This window comes from Streptomyces sp. CBMA123 (assembly GCF_014596465.1).
Classification (GTDB): domain Bacteria; phylum Actinomycetota; class Actinomycetes; order Streptomycetales; family Streptomycetaceae; genus Kitasatospora.
In genome coordinates this window covers 18,350-35,429 of sequence record NZ_MECK01000623.1, presented here as the reverse complement: position 1 = coordinate 35,429, position 17,080 = coordinate 18,350, and the positions used below count along the sequence as shown (strand labels likewise).

The 17,080-nt window shown below is 73.3% G+C and carries 19 protein-coding genes and 1 pseudogene; 8 read left to right on the top strand and 12 right to left on the bottom strand.

Going from position 1 to position 17,080, the window contains the following annotated elements; translation table 11 throughout:
• Positions 1–221: 221 nt before the first annotated feature.
• From BG452_RS41890 to BG452_RS41875, 4 genes are all read right to left on the bottom strand, one after another.
• Positions 222–668: an NUDIX domain-containing protein gene (locus BG452_RS41890; RefSeq protein ID WP_188309622.1), complete on the bottom strand. Its 447-nt coding sequence runs from the start codon at positions 666–668 to the stop codon at positions 222–224.
• A gap of 9 nt (positions 669–677) precedes the next feature.
• Positions 678–842 (bottom strand): hypothetical protein, encoded by a 165-nt coding sequence (locus BG452_RS41885; RefSeq protein WP_188309621.1) that lies wholly within the window; start codon positions 840–842, stop codon positions 678–680.
• A 141-nt stretch (positions 843–983) separates the two neighbouring features.
• Complete coding sequence (locus BG452_RS41880) at positions 984–2,399, bottom strand: DUF4190 domain-containing protein (protein ID WP_188309620.1); 1,416 nt, start codon at positions 2,397–2,399, stop codon at positions 984–986.
• Between the two features lie 134 nt (positions 2,400–2,533).
• Positions 2,534–3,373, bottom strand: coding sequence for a methyltransferase domain-containing protein (locus BG452_RS41875; protein WP_188309619.1), 840 nt, complete (start codon positions 3,371–3,373; stop codon positions 2,534–2,536).
• Positions 3,374–3,563: 190 nt separating this feature from the next.
• Between BG452_RS41875 and BG452_RS46710 the strand changes: the two are divergent.
• Together BG452_RS46710 and BG452_RS41860 are read left to right on the top strand one after the other, a co-directional pair.
• Positions 3,564–4,711, top strand: a pseudogene (locus tag BG452_RS46710) (dihydrofolate reductase family protein).
• 77 nt (positions 4,712–4,788) lie between these two features.
• Positions 4,789–5,454, top strand: a complete 666-nt coding sequence (locus BG452_RS41860) for an HAD-IA family hydrolase (RefSeq protein ID WP_188309616.1) — start codon at positions 4,789–4,791, stop codon at positions 5,452–5,454.
• 178 nt (positions 5,455–5,632) lie between these two features.
• Here BG452_RS41860 and BG452_RS41855 read toward each other — a convergent pair whose 3' ends face one another.
• The 4 genes from BG452_RS41855 to BG452_RS41840 all read right to left on the bottom strand — a co-directional run bounded on the left by BG452_RS41855 (position 5,633) and on the right by BG452_RS41840 (position 7,915).
• Positions 5,633–5,887, bottom strand: coding sequence for a Txe/YoeB family addiction module toxin (locus BG452_RS41855; RefSeq protein ID WP_188309615.1), 255 nt, complete (start codon positions 5,885–5,887; stop codon positions 5,633–5,635).
• Positions 5,884–6,165, bottom strand: a complete 282-nt coding sequence (locus BG452_RS41850; protein ID WP_188309614.1) for a type II toxin-antitoxin system Phd/YefM family antitoxin — start codon at positions 6,163–6,165, stop codon at positions 5,884–5,886. Before BG452_RS41850 ends, BG452_RS41855 begins: the two co-directional genes overlap by 4 nt.
• Positions 6,166–6,364: 199 nt before the next feature.
• Positions 6,365–7,438, bottom strand: coding sequence for a redox-regulated ATPase YchF (ychF, locus tag BG452_RS41845; RefSeq protein WP_188309613.1), 1,074 nt, complete (start codon positions 7,436–7,438; stop codon positions 6,365–6,367).
• Between the two features lie 84 nt (positions 7,439–7,522).
• Positions 7,523–7,915 carry a VOC family protein gene (locus BG452_RS41840; RefSeq protein WP_188309612.1) on the bottom strand — a complete coding sequence of 131 codons (393 nt, stop codon included), beginning with the start codon at positions 7,913–7,915 and terminating at the stop codon, positions 7,523–7,525.
• Positions 7,916–8,218: 303 nt separating this feature from the next.
• Between BG452_RS41840 and BG452_RS41835 the strand changes: the two genes are divergently transcribed.
• On the top strand, positions 8,219–8,668 hold the full coding sequence (locus tag BG452_RS41835; RefSeq protein WP_188309611.1) for a DUF6542 domain-containing protein: 450 nt from the start codon (positions 8,219–8,221) through the stop codon (positions 8,666–8,668).
• An 18-nt stretch (positions 8,669–8,686) separates the two neighbouring features.
• On the opposite strand, the gene ppgK is transcribed toward BG452_RS41835, so the two are convergent.
• A complete protein-coding gene (gene ppgK / locus BG452_RS41830) occupies positions 8,687–9,433 on the bottom strand; it encodes a polyphosphate--glucose phosphotransferase (protein ID WP_188309610.1) in 747 nt (248 codons plus the stop codon).
• 160 nt (positions 9,434–9,593) lie between these two features.
• Positions 9,594–10,568, bottom strand: a complete 975-nt coding sequence (locus BG452_RS41825; RefSeq protein WP_188309609.1) for a 4-hydroxy-3-methylbut-2-enyl diphosphate reductase — start codon at positions 10,566–10,568, stop codon at positions 9,594–9,596.
• Positions 10,569–10,677: 109 nt separating this feature from the next.
• Here BG452_RS41825 and BG452_RS41820 point away from each other — a divergent pair, with 109 nt between their 5' ends.
• From BG452_RS41820 to BG452_RS41805, 4 genes are all read left to right on the top strand, one after another.
• Positions 10,678–12,036 (top strand): APC family permease, encoded by a 1,359-nt coding sequence (locus BG452_RS41820; protein ID WP_188309608.1) that lies wholly within the window; start codon positions 10,678–10,680, stop codon positions 12,034–12,036.
• A gap of 10 nt (positions 12,037–12,046) precedes the next feature.
• On the top strand, positions 12,047–13,285 hold the full coding sequence (xseA, locus tag BG452_RS41815) for an exodeoxyribonuclease VII large subunit (protein WP_188309607.1): 1,239 nt from the start codon (positions 12,047–12,049) through the stop codon (positions 13,283–13,285).
• 152 nt (positions 13,286–13,437) lie between these two features.
• Complete coding sequence (locus BG452_RS41810) at positions 13,438–13,698, top strand: exodeoxyribonuclease VII small subunit (protein WP_188309606.1); 261 nt, start codon at positions 13,438–13,440, stop codon at positions 13,696–13,698.
• A 140-nt stretch (positions 13,699–13,838) separates the two neighbouring features.
• Entirely contained in the window at positions 13,839–14,441 is a 603-nt protein-coding gene (locus tag BG452_RS41805) for a malonic semialdehyde reductase (protein WP_188309605.1), read from the top strand.
• Positions 14,442–14,515: 74 nt separating this feature from the next.
• On the opposite strand, the gene BG452_RS41800 is transcribed toward BG452_RS41805, so the two are convergent.
• On the bottom strand, positions 14,516–15,052 hold the full coding sequence (locus BG452_RS41800; protein WP_317621492.1) for a DUF4245 domain-containing protein: 537 nt from the start codon (positions 15,050–15,052) through the stop codon (positions 14,516–14,518).
• A gap of 215 nt (positions 15,053–15,267) precedes the next feature.
• On the opposite strand from BG452_RS41800, the gene glpX reads away from it, so the two are divergent.
• Positions 15,268–16,308, top strand: coding sequence for a class II fructose-bisphosphatase (glpX, locus tag BG452_RS41795; RefSeq protein ID WP_188309604.1), 1,041 nt, complete (start codon positions 15,268–15,270; stop codon positions 16,306–16,308).
• 144 nt (positions 16,309–16,452) lie between these two features.
• Here glpX and BG452_RS41790 read toward each other — a convergent pair whose 3' ends face one another.
• Positions 16,453–16,881 (bottom strand): WhiB family transcriptional regulator, encoded by a 429-nt coding sequence (locus tag BG452_RS41790; RefSeq protein WP_317621491.1) that lies wholly within the window; start codon positions 16,879–16,881, stop codon positions 16,453–16,455.
• Between the last annotated feature and the right edge of the window lie 199 nt (positions 16,882–17,080).

Here is a 17,080-nt window from a genome sequence, read left to right as displayed (position 1 = left end):
TGACGGCGCGGCGCAGCCGGGCGCGGGCGGCGGCGGTGCCTGCCCGCCGCGCTCCCCCGCCGCCGTTCCCGGTTGTCGACACCGACGGGGCCTCCGGCTCTGGTCGGGATCGGCGTCGCCGGCTGGGGCGGCTCACCGACTGGTGACGAATAGTGCCGAAAAGTGACATACCCAGCAGAACCCAGGCTATCCCGGCCGCTGGGTCGTCTTGTCCGATTGACCTATCCGGCGGCTTGCGCGTCGTCCGCCGTCGCGAGCAGGGCGGCAACGTGCGGCAGCACCTCGCGGTCGTGGCCGATCCAGTCCACCGAGTCCAGCTCCGCCGGGCCCAGCCAGCGCAGTTCGTCGTGGTCCTCCAGCGCGCTCGGCTCGCCGGCCAGCAGTTCGGCGGCCCAGAACCGCAGCTCCAGCCCCGGGCGCACGGCCCACGCGCCGGGCAGCCGCCGCAGCGCCCGCGCCCGTACGCCCAGTTCCTCCAGCAGTTCGCGCTCCAGCGCCTGCGCCTCGGTCTCCCCGGGCTCGGTCTTGCCGCCGGGGAACTCCCAGCGTCCGGCGACCGCCGCGGGTGAGTTGCGGCGGGCGGCGAGCACCCGGCCGCCGCGGATCAGCACCCCGCCGACGACGATCCGCTGCGGGGCCTCGGTGATGGTCTCGCCGGTCTGGTCCATGCCCCGACCCTACGGGGCGGGATCCGGGTCCTGGGACTCGACCCAGTACAGCTGCTTGTGGCCGCGCGCCTCGAACTCGGCCGCCAGGCGGTGCGCCTCGGCCTCGGCCAGGTCCGCGGCGACCAGGAAGCGGTTGCCGTTGTCGTCCTGCCGCATCACCCGGAAGGTGCTCATGCCGGGAGGCTACCGGGGATCCACGCCCGGTGTCCCCGGCCGGCGTGGGGGTCGGGCCGGGGACACCGCGGCTGACCCTACGGGCCGTTCGCTACCGGCAGGTACGGGCGGGGTTAACGCCGGGTAACCCGGCGGCCGGGCTCAGACCCGGAGGTCGGGCACCTGCTCGCCGGTGGACAGGCCGAGCGAGCGCCGGATGTCCACGCTGAGCGGCGTGGTCCTGGCGACCAGCGCCCGGGCCCGGCGCAGGTCCCCCGCCAGGTCGTCCCCGGTGGCCGCGGCGTCCCAGGCGGCGGCCGCCTGGGTCTGGGTCTCGGCCAGTTTGTCGACCTTCGGCTGGATGTCGGTCGGCCACTCCGCCGTCGGCCGGCGCAGCGCGGCGGCCTCGGCCCGGGAGGCGGTGGCCATCTTCCGGGCCCAGGACCGGTACTCGGCCTCGGCGACGGCCATGTCCTTGGCGGGCGTGTCCAGGTAGGCCGAGTTGAAGCCCCGGACGGCCTCCAGGTAGGCCAGCTGAACGGAGGTCAGGCTGCGGCGGTCGGTGCGGACCGTCCCCAGGTGCTGGTCCTCGCGGTCCTCGAAGCCGCAGGTGACGTACCGTTCGCCGACCGCCCAGTTGGCGGCGCTCGGGTAGAGGTAGACGTCGTCCATACCGTCCGGCACGGCCCACTGGTCCAGCGCGTAGTCGTCGAGCACTGTGCGGCACAGCGTCGCGGCCCGCTCGCGCACGACGGCCGCGCCCGGGTAGGGGCCGCCGGCGTCGGGGACCTTCGCGGTGCCGGCCACCTCGCCGTTGTGCTGCTCCGAGCAGGCCACCCGGCGCACCCAGGCGACCGTCTCGTCGCCGTTCTCGTCCGGCTTCCCGCTCATGCCGGAGGAGTTGTAGCAGTCCCCGGCCTTCAGCGCGGACCAGCGGACGGATCCGGCCGGCGGCTGCTGGACGTACCCGCCGCCGCGCCCGTCCCGCGCGGAGCCGAAGTCCCCCGCGCCCAGGGCGAGCGAGAGCAGCACGGTGCCCGCCGCCCCGAACACCAGGCCGGTCACCGCCATGCCGCGGCCGCGCTGCCCGCAGCGCCTTATCTGGAGCAGCGCGACGATCCCGAGCACCAGGGCCACCGGCGAGAGCAGGCTCAGGCCGGTCGCCAGGGAGCCGACGGCGAAGCCGTTGGTGCGCGGCTCCGGGCGGGGGTCGTACGGGTGGTGGGGGGCGTGGGCGTACGGCGGGTAGGGGTGGGGCTGCTGGTACGGGTGCGGGGTCCCGGGCCGGAAGCCGGACTCGGCGGAGGGCGGCACCGAGGCCCAGCCGCCGGCCGGCAGCGGCGGGGGCGGCGGCTGGGGCGGGGCCTGCGACGGCGCGGGGGCGGCCTGGGCGGGTTGGCCGGCCGGCGGGGCCCAGGGGTCCTGCGGCTCCGGGGTCTCCGGGGCCCTCTTCGCCGCGTCGCCGGGGTTCTCGCCGGCCCCGGTGTCCCGTGCGTCCTCGGGGTCCGGCTCCTTGCGGAAGTCCACCCGCGGGTCCGGCCCCGCGGCGGCGGGCGGCTCGGACTCAGGCTTGGACACGTGGGCTCCCCCGACCCGCCCGAGCGGGCCTCTTACTCGGCGTTTCGGCTCTCGACACCGCCGCTCGGGCCGGACGGGCCCGCGCTGCGCGGTCGCGCGACTTTACCCGATCTTTCCGAACGCCCGCCCGGCCGTCACCGCCCCGGTCCGTCCTGCGGGACCAGGGCCAGGATCTCGCCGTGGAGCATCGAGAACCACCCGTCCTCGGCGGCGCTCCACTCCCGCCAGCCGTCCGCGATCCGCGCCAGCTCGTCCCGGTCCGCGAAGCCCCGCTCCACCGCCGTCCGGCCGAGGGCCGTGCCGGTCACCCGGTCCGCCCACAGCCCGCCCCACCAGTCCCGCCGCTCGGGCGTCGCGAACGTCCAGGTGCCGGTGCTCGCGGTGACCTCGGTGAGGCCGGCCGCACGGGCCCAGGACAGCAGCCGCCGCCCGGCGTCCGGCTCGCCGCCGTTGGCCCGGGCGGTCCGCCGGTACAGCTCCAGCCAGCGGTCCAGCGCGGGCACCTCGGGGAACCAGGTCATCGAGGCGTAGTCGACGTCCCGGGCCGCGATCACCCCGCCGGGGGCCGTCACCCGGCGCATCTCGCCCAGCGCGGCCACCGGATCGGCCACGTGCTGCAGCACCTGGTGGGCGTGCACCACGTCGAACTCGCCGTCCCCGTAGGGCAGTCGGTGCACGTCGGCGAGTTCGAACACCACATTGGACAGCCCGCGCCCGGCGACGTACCCGGCGGCCTGCTCCAGCACCTCGGCGGAAGTGTCCACGGCCACCACCCGCCCGTCGGGGCCGACCAGCTCGGCCAGGTCGGCGGTGATCGTGCCGGGGCCGCAGCCGACGTCCAGCAGCGCCTGGCCGGGCCGCAGCCGGTCCAGCAGGTAGGCGGCCGAGTCGGCGGCGGTGCGGGAGCGGTGCGAGCGCAGTACGGCCTCCTGGTGGCCGTGGGTGTAGGCGGCGGCAGGCTGCGGTTCGGGCATGGGGTCCCCCTGGGGCGTGGTCGGTGTTCCGTCTCCGCGACTGCTCCGACGCTACGCTTCATCCCGTATGGCGAGAAGAACTGTCTCACATGGCGGCCATCGATCGCCCCGGTCCCCGCGGGCCGCCGTACCGTGGAGGCGCCCCGACCGAACGGCCCGACCGAACGGCCCCGACAGAACGGTCCCGCCCATGCCCGGCCCCGGCCAGCGCCCCTTCGTCCTGCTGAGCGCCGCCGTGTCGCTCGACGGCCACCTCGACGACGCCTCCCCCGACCGCCTGCTGCTCTCCAACGCCGCCGACTTCGACCGGGTCGACGAGGAGCGGGCGGCCGCCGACGCGATCCTGGTCGGCGGCAACACCCTGCGCGCCGACAACCCGCGACTGCTGGTCAACGACCCCGCCCGGCGGGCCGCCCGGGTGGCGGCCGGGCGGCCGGAGCACCCGCTGAAGGTGACGCTCAGCGCGAGCGGCGGGCTCGACGCCGACCTGCGCTTCTGGCACACCGGCGGCGCCAAGCTCGCCTACACCACGACGGCCGGGGCGGCGGCGCTGCGACCCCGGCTCGACGGGCTGGCCGAGGTGGTCCCGCTCGGCGACTCGGTGGACCTCGGCGCGGTGCTGGACGACCTGGGCGCGCGCGGGGTGCGCCGGCTGATGGTCGAGGGCGGCGGCGGGGTGCACACCCAGTTCCTCGCCGGAGGCCTGGCGGACGAACTCCAGCTGGCCGTCGCCCCACTGCTGGTCGGTCAGGACGGGGCCCCCCGGTTCGTCCGCCCGGCCGCCTTCCCGGGCGGGCCGGCCCGGCGGATGCGGCTGCTGGAGGCACGTACGGTGGGCGACGTCGTCCTGCTCAGGTACGCCCCGAAGGAGCCCGCGCCGTGACCCACCCCGCCGCCACCGACCTGGACCACCTGCGCCGGGCGGTCGAACTCTCCCGCCGCTGCCCGCCCTCCGGGACGGCCTTCTCGGTCGGCGCGGTGATCGTCGGCGCCGACGGCGAGGTGCTGGCGGAGGGCTACAGCCGGGAGGCGGACGTCCACGACCACGCCGAGGAGGCGGCCCTGGCCAAGCTCCCGGCGAACGACCCCCGACTGCGCGGGGCGACCGTCTACAGCAGCCTGGAGCCCTGCGGCCAGCGGGCCTCGCGACCGGTGCCGTGCGCCCGGCTGCTCATCGCGGCGGGCGTGCCGCGGGTGGTGGTCGCCTGGCGGGAGCCGGACCTCTTCGTCACCGACTGCCAGGGCACGGCCCTGCTGGAGGCGGCCGGCGTCGAGGTGGTGGAGCTGGCGGAGCTGGCCGCTCAGGCCCGGGCGGTCAACGCCCACCTGCTCCCGTGATCTTTTGTATCATTTAGAAACAAAGAGCTCGCCTTCGCCGGCTCGTCGCCGCCATTCTCCCTCCCAGGAGCAGCCCCATGACCGCCGCCCCCGTCCGGCTCACCGCCCGCGCCCTCCTGCTCGACATGGACGGCACCCTGGTCAACTCCGACGCCGTGGTCGAGCGCTGCTGGACCCGCTGGGCCGAGCGGCACGGCCTCGACCCGGTCGCGGCGCTCACCGTCGTCCACGGCCGCCAGGGCCACGCGACCATGGCCGTCCTGCTGCCGGACCGCCCGGTCGAGGTCAACCTCGCCGAGAACGAGCAGATGCTCGCCGAGGAGCGCGCCGACACCGAGGGCGTCGTCCAGGTCCCCGGCGCCGACGCCTTCCTCGCCTCACTGGCCGGCCTCCCGCACGCCCTGGTCACCTCCGCCGACCTGCCACTGGCCCAGGTCCGGATGGACGCCGCCGGCCTGCCGATGCCGCCCGTCCTGGTCACCGCCGAGTCCGTCGGCGCCAGCAAGCCCGACCCCGAGGGCTTCCTCAAGGGCGCCGCCGCCCTCGGCTTCGCCCCCGCCGACTGCCTCGCCTTCGAGGACTCCGGCGCCGGCATCGCCGCCGCCCGGGCGGCCGGCATGCGCGTCATCGGCATCGGCCCCCGCGCCGCCGCCCACCACCCGGACGCCCTCGCCCCCACCCTCGACGCCGTCACCGTCACCACCACCCCCGACGGCACCCTGACCGTCACCGTCCAGGCCTGACCGGACCCGCCGAAGGGGCCGGACTGCACCCGGAGTCCGGCCCCCGGCACGAGAGTTGCGGCACCCGCCAGACGCCGCGGCAGAGTTGCCACCACACAGCCGCGACCCGCGGAAACGCTGATTCCGAGGGCCCGAGTCAGCACGGATCAGCGCCGTGACAGCACGCCAGGACCGGAAATCAGTAGTGGTAGCGGGCCGCCAGGACGATGACTTCCCGGTCGGTGACCAGATAGACGAGGCGATGCTCGTCGTCGATCCGCCGCGACCAGGCCCCTGGCAGGTGGTACTTCAGCGGCTCGGGCTTGCCGATCCCGGTGAACGGATCGCGCAGGACGTCCTCGATGAGCTTGTTGATCCTCGCGAGCATCTTGCGATCGTTCGTGAGCCAGGACGTGTAGTCCTCCCAGCCCTGCTCTTCGAAGACGAGCCTCACTCGACACCCCGCCCGGCATCAGCCGAGTCGGGGTCGATGAGTGTGCGCTCGGAGAGCCCTGTGCCGTTCAGCGCATTGTCGTACGCCTTCAGCAGGCGACGCGCGTTCGCCGGCGAACGCAGGAGATAGGAGCCCTCGCGCAAGGAGGCGTAATCCTCGGCCGAGACGAGCACGGCATTTCCGTGCTTGGACACGATCTCGATGGCGTCATGATCCTCGTTGACCTTCTTGATCAACGGGAAGAGATCCCTGCGGGCCTCGCTCGCGGTGATGGACATGGCGCATACCCCCTTCGGCGAGTGGTACCGAATAAGGTACCACTCAAGCGAGCGCTTCCGGGTGGATCGACGGCCGATGCAGGCTCTCGCACGTCAGCACCAAGTCAGCACGGAAATGACGAGAGGGCCGGACTCCTGGAATCCGACCCTCTCCGACCTGCGCACTTGCCACGTCACGTGACATGCAGCAGTGGTCTGATCACACGTTGAAGCGGAACTCCACCACGTCGCCGTCCTGCATGACGTACTCCTTGCCCTCGATCCGGGCCTTGCCCTTGGAGCGGGCCTCGGCGATGGAGCCGGTCTCGACCAGGTCCTGGAAGGAGATCACCTCGGCCTTGATGAAGCCCTTCTGGAAGTCGGTGTGGATGACTCCGGCGGCCTCGGGGGCGGTGGCGCCCTTCTTGATGGTCCAGGCGCGGGTTTCCTTGGGGCCGGCCGTGAGGTAGGTCTGCAGGCCGAGGGTGTCGAAGCCGACCCGGGCGAGGGTGGCCAGGCCGGGCTCCTCCTGGCCCATGGCCTGGAGGAGTTCGAGGGCCTCGGCGTCGTCGAGCTCGATCAGCTCGGACTCGATCTTGGCGCTGAGGAAGATCGCCTCGGCCGGGGCGACCAGCTCGCGCTGGGCGTTCTTGAAGTCCTCGTCGGCCAGCTCGTCCTCGTCCACGTTGAAGACGTAGAGGAAGGGCTTGGCGGTCAGCAGGTGCAGCTCACGGATCGGGGTGGTGTCGAAGCCGGCCTCGAAGAGGGTCTTGCCGGTCTCCAGGACCGCCTGCGCGGCCTCGGCGGCGGCCAGCACGGAGGCGGTCTCCTTCTTCAGGCGCGCCTCCTTCTGGAGCCGCGGCAGGACCTTCTCGATGGTCTGGAGGTCGGCCAGGATCAGCTCGGTGTGGATGGTCTCGATGTCGTCCTTGGGCGACACCTTGCCGTCCACGTGCACCACGTCCGGGTCGGTGAAGGCGCGCACGACCTGGCAGATCGCGTCCGACTCACGGATGTTGGCGAGGAACTTGTTGCCCAGGCCCTCGCCCTCGCTGGCGCCGCGCACGATGCCGGCGATGTCGACGAAGTCCACGGTGGCCGGGAGGATGCGCTGGGAGCCGAAGATCTCGGCGAGCTTGGCCAGCCGCTCGTCCGGGACGCCGACGACACCGACGTTCGGCTCGATGGTGGCGAACGGGTAGTTGGCCGCCAGCACGTCGTTCTTGGTCAGGGCGTTGAACAGGGTCGACTTGCCGACGTTCGGCAGGCCGACGATTCCGATCGTGAGCGACATGAAGCGCAGTCCCGTGGGCTTGGAGGAGTTGGGTCGGCACCGTACGGGCCGACCCCCAAGTCTACGGGCAGCGCCCCCGGAGCCTCACTCCTCGGTCGGCGCGGGCAGCGGCTCCAGGAACTCCAGCCGGTTGCCCAGCTTGTCGGCGGCGTAGAAGCGGCGGTGACCGGGGTGGCTGTCGTCCCAGATCACCTCGTGGCCATGGGCGGTGAGCCGCTCGGCCAGGGCGTCCAGGGAGGTCACCAGGATGCCCGGGTGGCCCTTCTTGGCCGGGCGGAAGTCCGGGGTGACACCGAGGTGCACCTCGACCCCGCCGCCGCGGAACCAGCAGCCGCCGCGGGCCGCCAGCACCGGCGGCTTCGCCAGTTCCGTCATGCCGAGCACGCCGGACCAGAAGGCGCGGCACTCGTCCTCGGCACCGGCCGGGATGTCGAGCTGGACGTGGTCGAGGCGTTCGAAGGTGAATGCGGCGGTCATCGCGGTCCCCGTACGGTCATCAGATGATCATGGTGAGTCGACTCGGCCGAGCAGGTCAGCCCCTTGAGTGACGATCACAGGAGTACGCCTTCCGGGGACACGGGACAAGACCTGAACGGTCCATTACACAGTGTGGCGATGATCGGACCGTACGTTGGGCGGGTGGAGCAGAGCATCCGTACCCAGCCGCCAGGGCCCAGACGCCGTCCGTCGAGCGGCGCGGCCCCGGCCGCCGTCCCCGGTCCCGGCCGGGCACCCGAGAGCGCCGGAGCCCCCGCGGCTCCCCCCTCCCGGCTACGCCCGGTGGCCGACCGGCCCGCCCCCCGGCCGTCCCCCAAGCGCCGGCTGCGGGTCTACGGGCGGCGGCGGACCGGTCGGCCGACCCGGCTGACCGCGATCGGCACCGGCGTGGTCGCGGTGCTGGCCACGCTCGCGGTGGCCGGCCTGGACCGGCTGCTCTTCGACGACCTCGGCTGGCTGTTCGGCCTCGGTTACCTGATGGTCTGCTTCCAGCTGGCCGTCCGGGTCCGCTACGCCGACCTGCTGGCCGCCCCGATCAGCGGGCCGATCGCCTTCGCGCTCGGCCTGCTGCTGCTCGCGCCGGTCACCTCCTCGGGCGTCACCGCCCAGGTGGTGGCACTCGCGACCGGGCTGGCGCTGCGGGCCGGCTGGCTGTTCTCCGGCACCGGGCTGGCCGCGCTGATCGTGCTGGCCCGCTTCGTCGCCCAGCGCCGGATCCGCCGCTCCCGCTGACGCCCCGGCGGGCGGGCCTCAGCCCGCCGCCCGGGCCGCCGCCATGGCGGCCCCGACGATGCCCGCGTCGTTGCGCAGCTCCGCCGGCACCACCCGCACCCCGCGGTCCTTCAACAGCGGCAGGAACCTGTCGTGCTTGCGGCTCACCCCGCCGCCGATCACGATCAGCTGCGGCGAGAACAGCATCTCCACCAGGTCCAGGTACTCGTCGACCCGCCCGGCCCACTGCTCCCAGCTCAGGTCGTGCCGGTCCTTCGCGGCCGAGGAGGCCCGGCGCTCGGCGTCCTTGCCGCGCAGTTCCAGGTGGCCCAGCTCGGTGTTGGGCACCAGCGTGCCGTCGACGAAGAGCGCGCTGCCGATGCCGGTGCCGAAGGTGAGCACCAGGACCACGCCCGGCTCGCCCCGCCCGGCGCCGTGCGCGGTCTCGGCGAGGCCGGCCGCGTCGGCGTCGTTGAGGACGGTCGCGGGGAGGTCCAGCGCGTCGCGGAACATGCCCGCGGCGTCCAGGCCGATCCAGCCCTTGTCGACGTTGGCCGCGGTCCGGGTGCGGCCGCCGACCACCACGCCGGGGAAGGTCAGCCCGACCGGGCCCTGGTGGTCGAAGTGCCGGACCACCTCGCGGACGGCGGCGACCACGGCCTCCGGCTCGGACGGCTGGGGGGTGAGCACCTTGTGCCGTTCCTGGGCGAGTACGCCCCGGGCGAGGTCGACCGGGGCGCCCTTGATGCCCGAACCGCCGATGTCCACGCCGAATACCGCCGTCATCGCTCCACCCTCCGCCGTCCGGCCGCGGACCGGCTCGTCCACAGCCTGTGCACAAAGTTACGAGAGCCGGGGCGGGGGCGCACCGCAACGGGCGGACGCAACGGGCGGACGCAAAGGACCCGGTGCCCGCACCGGGCACCGGGTCCGACGCGGACGGACTCTAGAGCTTGCCCGCGGCCTCGGCGCGCAGGTCGCGGCGCAGCTCCTTGGGCAGCGAGAAGGTCAGGTGCTCCTCGGCGGTCTTGACCGTCTCGACCGTGTCGTAACCGCGCGCGGCCAGGAACTCCAGCACCCCGTCGACCAGGATCTCCGGCACCGAGGCGCCGCTGGTCAGGCCGACCGTGGTGACGCCCTCCAGCCAGGACTCCTGGATCTCCTCGGCGAAGTCGACCAGGTGGGCCGCCTTGGCGCCGTACTCCAGGCCGACCTCGACCAGGCGGACCGAGTTGGAGGAGTTCTTGGAGCCGACCACGATCAGCAGGTCGGTCTCCGGGGCCAGCTGCTTGACCGCGACCTGGCGGTTCTGGGTCGCGTAGCAGATGTCGTCGCTGGGCGGGCTGACCAGCGCCGGGAAGCGCTTCTTCAGCTCGCCGACGGTGGCCATGGTCTCGTCCACCGACAGCGTGGTCTGGGACAGCCAGACGATCTTGGACTCGTCCCGCACCTCGACGTTGGCGACGTCCTCGGCACCGTCCACCAGGTGGATCCGGTCCGGGGCCTCGCCCATGGTGCCGATGACCTCCTCGTGGCCCTCGTGGCCCACCAGCAGGATGTCGTAGCCCTCGTCGGCGAAGCGCACGGCCTCCTTGTGCACCTTGGTGACCAGCGGGCAGGTCGCGTCGACGGTGGCGAGCTTGCCGGCCCGCGCCTCGTCGTGGACGGCCGGGGCGACGCCGTGGGCGGAGAACACCACGATCGAGCCCTCGGGCACCTCCTCCGTCTCGTCGACGAAGATCGCGCCCTTCTTCTCCAGGGTCTGCACCACGTACTTGTTGTGGACGATCTGCTTACGGACGTAGATGGGCGCCCCGTACTGCTCCAGGGCCTTCTCCACGGCGATCACGGCGCGGTCGACACCCGCGCAGTAGCCCCGGGGGGCGGCGAGCAGGACACGGCGCTGCGCGGTGTTGGACATGGCTCCATCGTACGGGCGGCCGGGAGCCCCGCCGCCCGGGCCGGGGAGCCGCGCCGACAGCAGGCACTTTCCGGTCGAAATCAGTCGGAACTGCTCAAATGTGGTGTCTATGAGCGCTGTGAGCGAGCAGCCGACGCCGAGCGGCCTGCGCCGCACCCTGGGCGTCCGCGATCTGATGGTCTACGGACTGCTGTTCATCGCCCCGATGGCCCCGGTCGGCGTGTTCGGCGTGCTGGACGCCAAGAGCCACGGCGCCGTCGCGACCGTCTACCTGGCGGCGACGGTCGCGATGGGCTTCACCGCCTTCTCGTACGCCCAGATGGTGCGCGCGGTGCCGCAGACCGGCTCGGTGTTCGCCTACGCGCGGGCCGGGCTGGGCGAGGGGCCGGGGTTCATCGCCGGGTGGATGGCGATGCTCGACTACCTGCTGATCCCCGCGGTGGCCTACCTGTTCTCCGGGATCGCGCTGCACTCGCTGGTGCCGGAGGTCTCCCGCTGGTTGTGGACGGCGGTCGCCGTGGTGGTGACCACGGCGCTCAACCTGATCGGGGTGCGTACGGCGGCCACGGTCGGCTTCGCCGTGCTCGCGCTGGAGATCACGGTACTGGTGGTGTTCGTGGTCGCGGCCACGGTGGTGCTGGCGCAGGACGGCGCGCGGCGCGGCTGGGACACCCCGTTCACCGCCGTCGGGGACTTCTCGATGACCGCGGTGCTCTCCGCGGTGTCCGTCGCGGTGCTCTCCTACCTGGGCTTCGACGCGATCGCGACCTTCGTCGAGGAGGCCGTCGGCGCCTCGGCGGCGGTGGCCCGGGCGGTGCTGTGGTGCCTGGCGCTAGCTGGGGTGCTGTTCGTCGCCCAGACCTACCTGGCGGCGGTGCTGGAGCCCACCACCCCCCAGCGGCTGGCCGCCGACCCGGCCGCCCAGGGCTCGGCCTTCTACGACACCGTGGAGGGCGGCGTCGGCCACTGGCTGCACGTGCTGGTGGCGGCCGGCAAGGCGATCGGCGCGGCCTTCGCGGCGCTCGCCGGGCAGGCCGCGGCCGGGCGGCTGGTCTTCGCGATGGCCCGGGACGGGCGGCTGCCGCGCCTGCTCGGCTCGGTCGACCCGGCCAGCGCGGTGCCGCGCCGGGCGCTGCTGGCGGCCGCGGTGGTCACCATGGCGGCGGCGGTCTGGGCGGCCGAGCGGGACGACGGGCTGGACCAGCTGACCTCGGTGGTGAACGTCGGCGCGCTGACCGCCTTCGCGCTGCTGCACGCCTCGGTGATCGGCTGGTACACCGTCCGGCACGGATCGCGGGACCGGCTGCGGCACCTGGTCGTCCCACTGCTGGGGATCGCGGTGATCGGCGCGGTGGTCTACGAGGCCTCGACCACCGCGCAGCTGGTCGGGCTGGTCTGGCTGGCGGTCGGCCTGGTGGTGCTCGGCGTGCAGGGCGGTACGGCGGACGGTGTCGGCGGGCGCCGCTAGCCTCGTACGCATGGCCAACTCCAGCTCCCCCGAAGCCCCGCTCCCGGTCGGCAAGGTCTCCGCGCTGATCGGCGGCTGGATCGACCGGCTCGGCGCGGTGTGGGTCGAGGGGCAGATCACCCAGCTCAGCCGCCGCCCCGGCGCGGGCGTGGTGTTCCTGACCCTGCGCGACCCGCAGGCCGACGTGTCGCTCACGGTGACCTGCTTCCGCTCGGTGTTCGACCAGGTCGCGGACGTGGTGCAGGAGGGCGCGCGGGTCGTCGTGCACGCCAAGCCGGAGTGGTACGCGGCGCGCGGGCAGCTGTCGCTGCGGGCCTCGGAGATCCGGCCGGTGGGCCTGGGCGAGCTGCTGGCCCGGCTGGAGCAGCTGAAGCGGCGCCTGGCCGGGGAGGGGCTGTTCGCGGAGGGGCGCAAGCAGCGGCTGCCGTTCCTGCCCCAGTGCATCGGGCTGGTCACCGGGCGCGGCTCGGCGGCCGAGCGGGACGTGCTGGAGAACGCCCGGCGGCGCTGGCCGGCCGTGCGCTTCGAGGTGCGCAACGTCCCGGTGCAGGGGGTCAGCGCGGTGGAGCGGGTGAGCGCGGCCGTCCGGGAGCTGGACGAGCACCCCGAGGTGGACGTGATCATCGTGGCCCGCGGCGGCGGCAGCGTGGAGGACCTGCTGCCGTTCTCGGACGAGGGGCTGGTGCGGCTGGTCGCGGCCGCCCGTACGCCGGTGGTCAGCGCGATCGGGCACGAGCCGGACCAGCCGCTGCTGGACTTCGTCGCCGACCTGCGCGCCTCCACCCCGACCGATGCCGCCAAGCGGGTGGTTCCGGACGTCGGCGAGGAGCTGGCCAAGGTCCGCCAGCTGCGCGACCGGGCCCGTCGGCACGTGCGGTCCCGGGTCGAGCGCGAACAGCACGGGCTGGACGGGCTGCGCAGCCGCCCGGCGCTGGCCGCCCCGCACCGGATGCTGGACGGGCGCGGCCAGGAGGTGGAGGGTCTGCTGGAGCGGGCCCGGCGCACCCTGCGGCACCGGCTGGACCACGCCCAGAGCGACCTCGGGCACACCCTGGCCCGGGTGGTCGCGCTCTCCCCGGCGGCCACCCTGGAGCGCGGCTACGCGGTGCTGCAGCGGGCGGACGGCTCGGTGGTGACGGACCCGGCGCAGGTCGTGGCCGGGGAGGGGCTGCACGCCCGGGTGTCGGGCGGCGGCTTCGACGTCACGGTGGCCCCGGAGGAGCGGGGTCAGGAGGAGCGGGGTCAGTAGGAGCGCTGCCGGACCGGTTGGGGCGCGTCGGCGGGGACGGCGGGTCGTACCTCGGTCATGCGACGGCGACCAGCGCCGCGCACCGCCGGGTGCACCCGGGTTTCGGCCCGTGGAAGCCCTTCCTGTCGGCGCCAGCCCCTACGCTGGCACGCATGGCAGAGCAGCAGGAGCAGCAGGACGCGGCGGCACCGACGACCCCGGACGACGCGCTGGGCTACGAGCACGCCCGGGACGCGCTGCTGGACGTGGTCCGGCAGCTGGAGAACGGCGGCACCTCCCTCGAGGAGTCGCTGGCGCTGTGGGAGCGCGGCGAGCAGCTGGCGAAGGTCTGCCAGCGCTGGCTGGACGGCGCGCGGGCCCGGCTGGACGCCGCGCTGGCCGCCGAGGAGGGCGAGGTCCCGGGCGGGGAGTGATCCCGCCCGGGTCACACCAAGGCGGTTGTGAGGCAAGTCACAATCGCTTGGGGAATCGTTGAATCTTCACCTATGTTGGAAGAACTGATCGGCCGCGCCGGTCACACCGACGACCCCCCTCCCGCATGAGGTGCAGAAGCATGACCACCGACGCCCTGGTACTCGACGCCGCCGCCCAGGACCTGCTGTTCCGCGAGGCCCGCACCGCGAACACCTTCACCGACGAGCCGGTCACCGAGGAGCAGGTCCAGGCCATCTACGACCTGGTCAAGTACGGCCCGACCGCCTTCAACCAGCAGCCGCTGCGCGTCGTCCTGGTCCGCTCCGCCGAGGGCCGCGAGCGTCTCGTCCAGCACCTGTCGGACGGCAACAAGGCCAAGACCGCCGCCGCCCCGCTGGTCGCCATCCTGGCCGCGGACAACGAGTTCCACGAGGAGCTGCCGACCCAGTTCCCGCACTTCCCGCAGGCCAAGGACGTGTTCTTCTCGGAGCGCTCCGCCCGTGAGTCCTCCGCCGCGCTGAACGGCGCCCTGCAGGCCGCCTACTTCATCATCGGCGTGCGCGCCGCCGGCCTGGCCGCCGGCCCGATGACCGGCTTCGACGCCGAGGGCATCAACAAGGAGTTCTTCGGCGACGGCGAGCACTCGGTGCTGGCCGTGGTCAACATCGGCAAGCCGGGCGAGGACGCCTGGTTCCCGCGCTCCCCGCGCCTGGCGTACGACGAGGTCGTCACCACGGTCTGATCGCGCCCCGCGACGGCGAAGGGCCCGCACCGGTTCGTCCGGTGCGGGCCCTTCCGCGTCCGCGGGCCGGGGCGCTACTTGAGCGCCTGGGCCAGCTCGGCCAGCTCCTCGTAGGAGGCGGTGCCGGTGATCAGGGTGGTAGCCGAGCCGGTCTGGACGGCCAGCGCGCGGGCCTTCTCGCCCTGCACCCGGTCCCAGGCGTGCCCGGCGGCGTCCGAGGTGCCGTCCGGCTGGGCGCCCTCGACCTTGTCGGCGAGCAGCTTCTCGCGCGGGACGTCGGCCTGCTCGACCGCCGCGTACTGGCCGGAGGGCGTCACGAAGCCCAGGTGCCAGGCGTTTCCCTTGCCGTTGTTGATGCCAGCCGGCGTGTAACTGACCGAGGTGGCCCGCCACTTGTCGGACAACCCCTCCGGGGAGAGCAGCGGATAGGGCGCGGCGCGCTTCGCCGAGGCCGCCTCCACCTTGTACGAGACCACGTGCACCGGATCGCTGTTCGCGTCGTGCGGGAGGAACAGGTAACCGATCCAGACGACGAAACCGACCGCCAGCATCGACAGGACCATGTCCCGTACGGTCTGCCGACCCCTCATGCCCTTGCTCTGTGCAGCCACCCCCTCATGGTGACTCATCCACATTCCGGCGGGTCCACCCGGGGTGTGCACGTACGGGTGAAGCGGGACGAACCGGTGGTTTCCGCCACAGGGTGGCGACCTGCGCCACAGACAGTCATCTCATGGGCAGATACGATCGCACTACCCTCACCACGGCGTTCGACCAGGCAGTAGTCGGGCGCTCACTGGCCGTCGCGTACAGAGAGGTAACGACGATGACCACGCAGTACCCGCACCACCTTCCCAGCGCCCTGGAGGTCGCGCCCGAGGCTCCGGACCGGAACCTCGCGCTCGAGCTCGTCCGGGTCACCGAGGCCGCCGCTATGGCCGCCGGCCGGTGGGTCGGCCGGGGTGACAAGAACGGGGCCGACGGTGCCGCCGTGAAGGCCATGCGCACCCTCGTCTCGACCGTCTCGATGAACGGCGTAGTCGTCATCGGCGAAGGCGAGAAGGACGAAGCCCCGATGCTCTACAACGGCGAACGGGTCGGCGACGGCACCGGCGCCGAGTGCGATGTCGCGGTCGACCCGGTGGACGGCACCACGCTCACCGCCAAGGGCATGAACAACGCGGTGGCCGTGCTGGCCGTCGCCGACCGCGGCACCATGTTCGACCCCAGCGCCGTGTTTTACATGGACAAGCTGGTGGCCGGACCGGAGGCCGCCGACTTCGTCGACATCACCGCCCCGCCGGCCGTCAACATCCGCCGGGTCGCCAAGGCCAAGGGCAGCGCCGTCGAGGACGTCACGGTGGTCGTGCTCGACCGCCCGCGCCACGACGACCTGGTCCGGCAGATCCGCGAAGCGGGCGCCCGGATCAAGTTCATCTCCGACGGCGACGTGGCCGGCGCCATCATGGCCGCCCGCGAGGGCACCGGCATCGACCTGCTGATGGGCGTCGGCGGCACCCCCGAGGGCATCATCGCGGCCTGCGCGATGAAGTGCATGGGCGGCGTCATCCAGGGCCGACTGTGGCCCAAGGACGAGGCCGAGCGGCAGAAGGCCCTCGACGCCGGGCACGACCTGGACCGGGTGCTCACCACCAACGACCTGGTCAGCGGCGAGAACGTGTTCTTCGTCGCCACCGGCATCACCGACGGCGAGCTGCTGCGCGGCGTCCACTACCGCTCGGAGACCGCCACCACCAGCTCGCTGGTGATGCGCTCCAAGAGCGGCACGATCCGCGAGATCAACTCCGTCCACAAGCTGTCGAAGCTGCGGGCCTACAGCGCGATCGACTTCGACCGGGCCAACTGACCCGGACGCGGACGCTTCGGCGCGCGGCCCCGGCGGAATCCCCCTCCGCCGGGGCCGCGCGGCGTTTCCGGCCGCCGTCACGGCGCCGGCTGCGGCACCGGTGCCGCTCGCGGCCGGGGTACCGGACCGGTCTTCGGCCCGGCGTCAACCGGCTATCCGGCGCCCGGCCGTGGCCACCCGGGCCGCCTCGCGCAGCTCCGCGTCCCGGCGCCGCCGCCGGGCCAGCACCACTCGCCGCTCGGCCGCCGTCAGCCCGCCCCAGACCCCGTACGGCTCCGGCTGGGCCAGCGCGTGCTCACGGCACTCCAGCAGCACCGGGCAGCGGGCGCACACCTGCTTGGCCTGCTCCTCCCGCGACAGCCGGGCCGCCGTAGGCTCCTTCGAGGGCGCGAAGAACAACCCCACCTCGTCCCGCCGACAGGCCGCACCGGTGTGCCACGGATTGTCCTCGCCCGCGGCCGAGCCCTGGGAGCCGCCCGGGGGTTGCGGCTGCGGGCGGACGTCCGGCCGGCGCTCCAGCACCTGGGCGGCGGCGACTGGCGAGGTGGTGCGGGACTCGATCGGATGCAGCACGGCCGTACTCCTGACGAGGCTCTCGGACACGGGGAACCTCGCTCCCCTGCCGGCTGCGAACCCCCGCTGTCCAACGCCCGGGACGGCCGCTGGGCCGCCTCCGGTGCACAGCCGTACAAGAAGCGATGTGCGGAAGGAACTACCCCGCCCGGCCGCGATTCATGCACACTGCACGCAATCGACTACGGAGTGCTCCGGG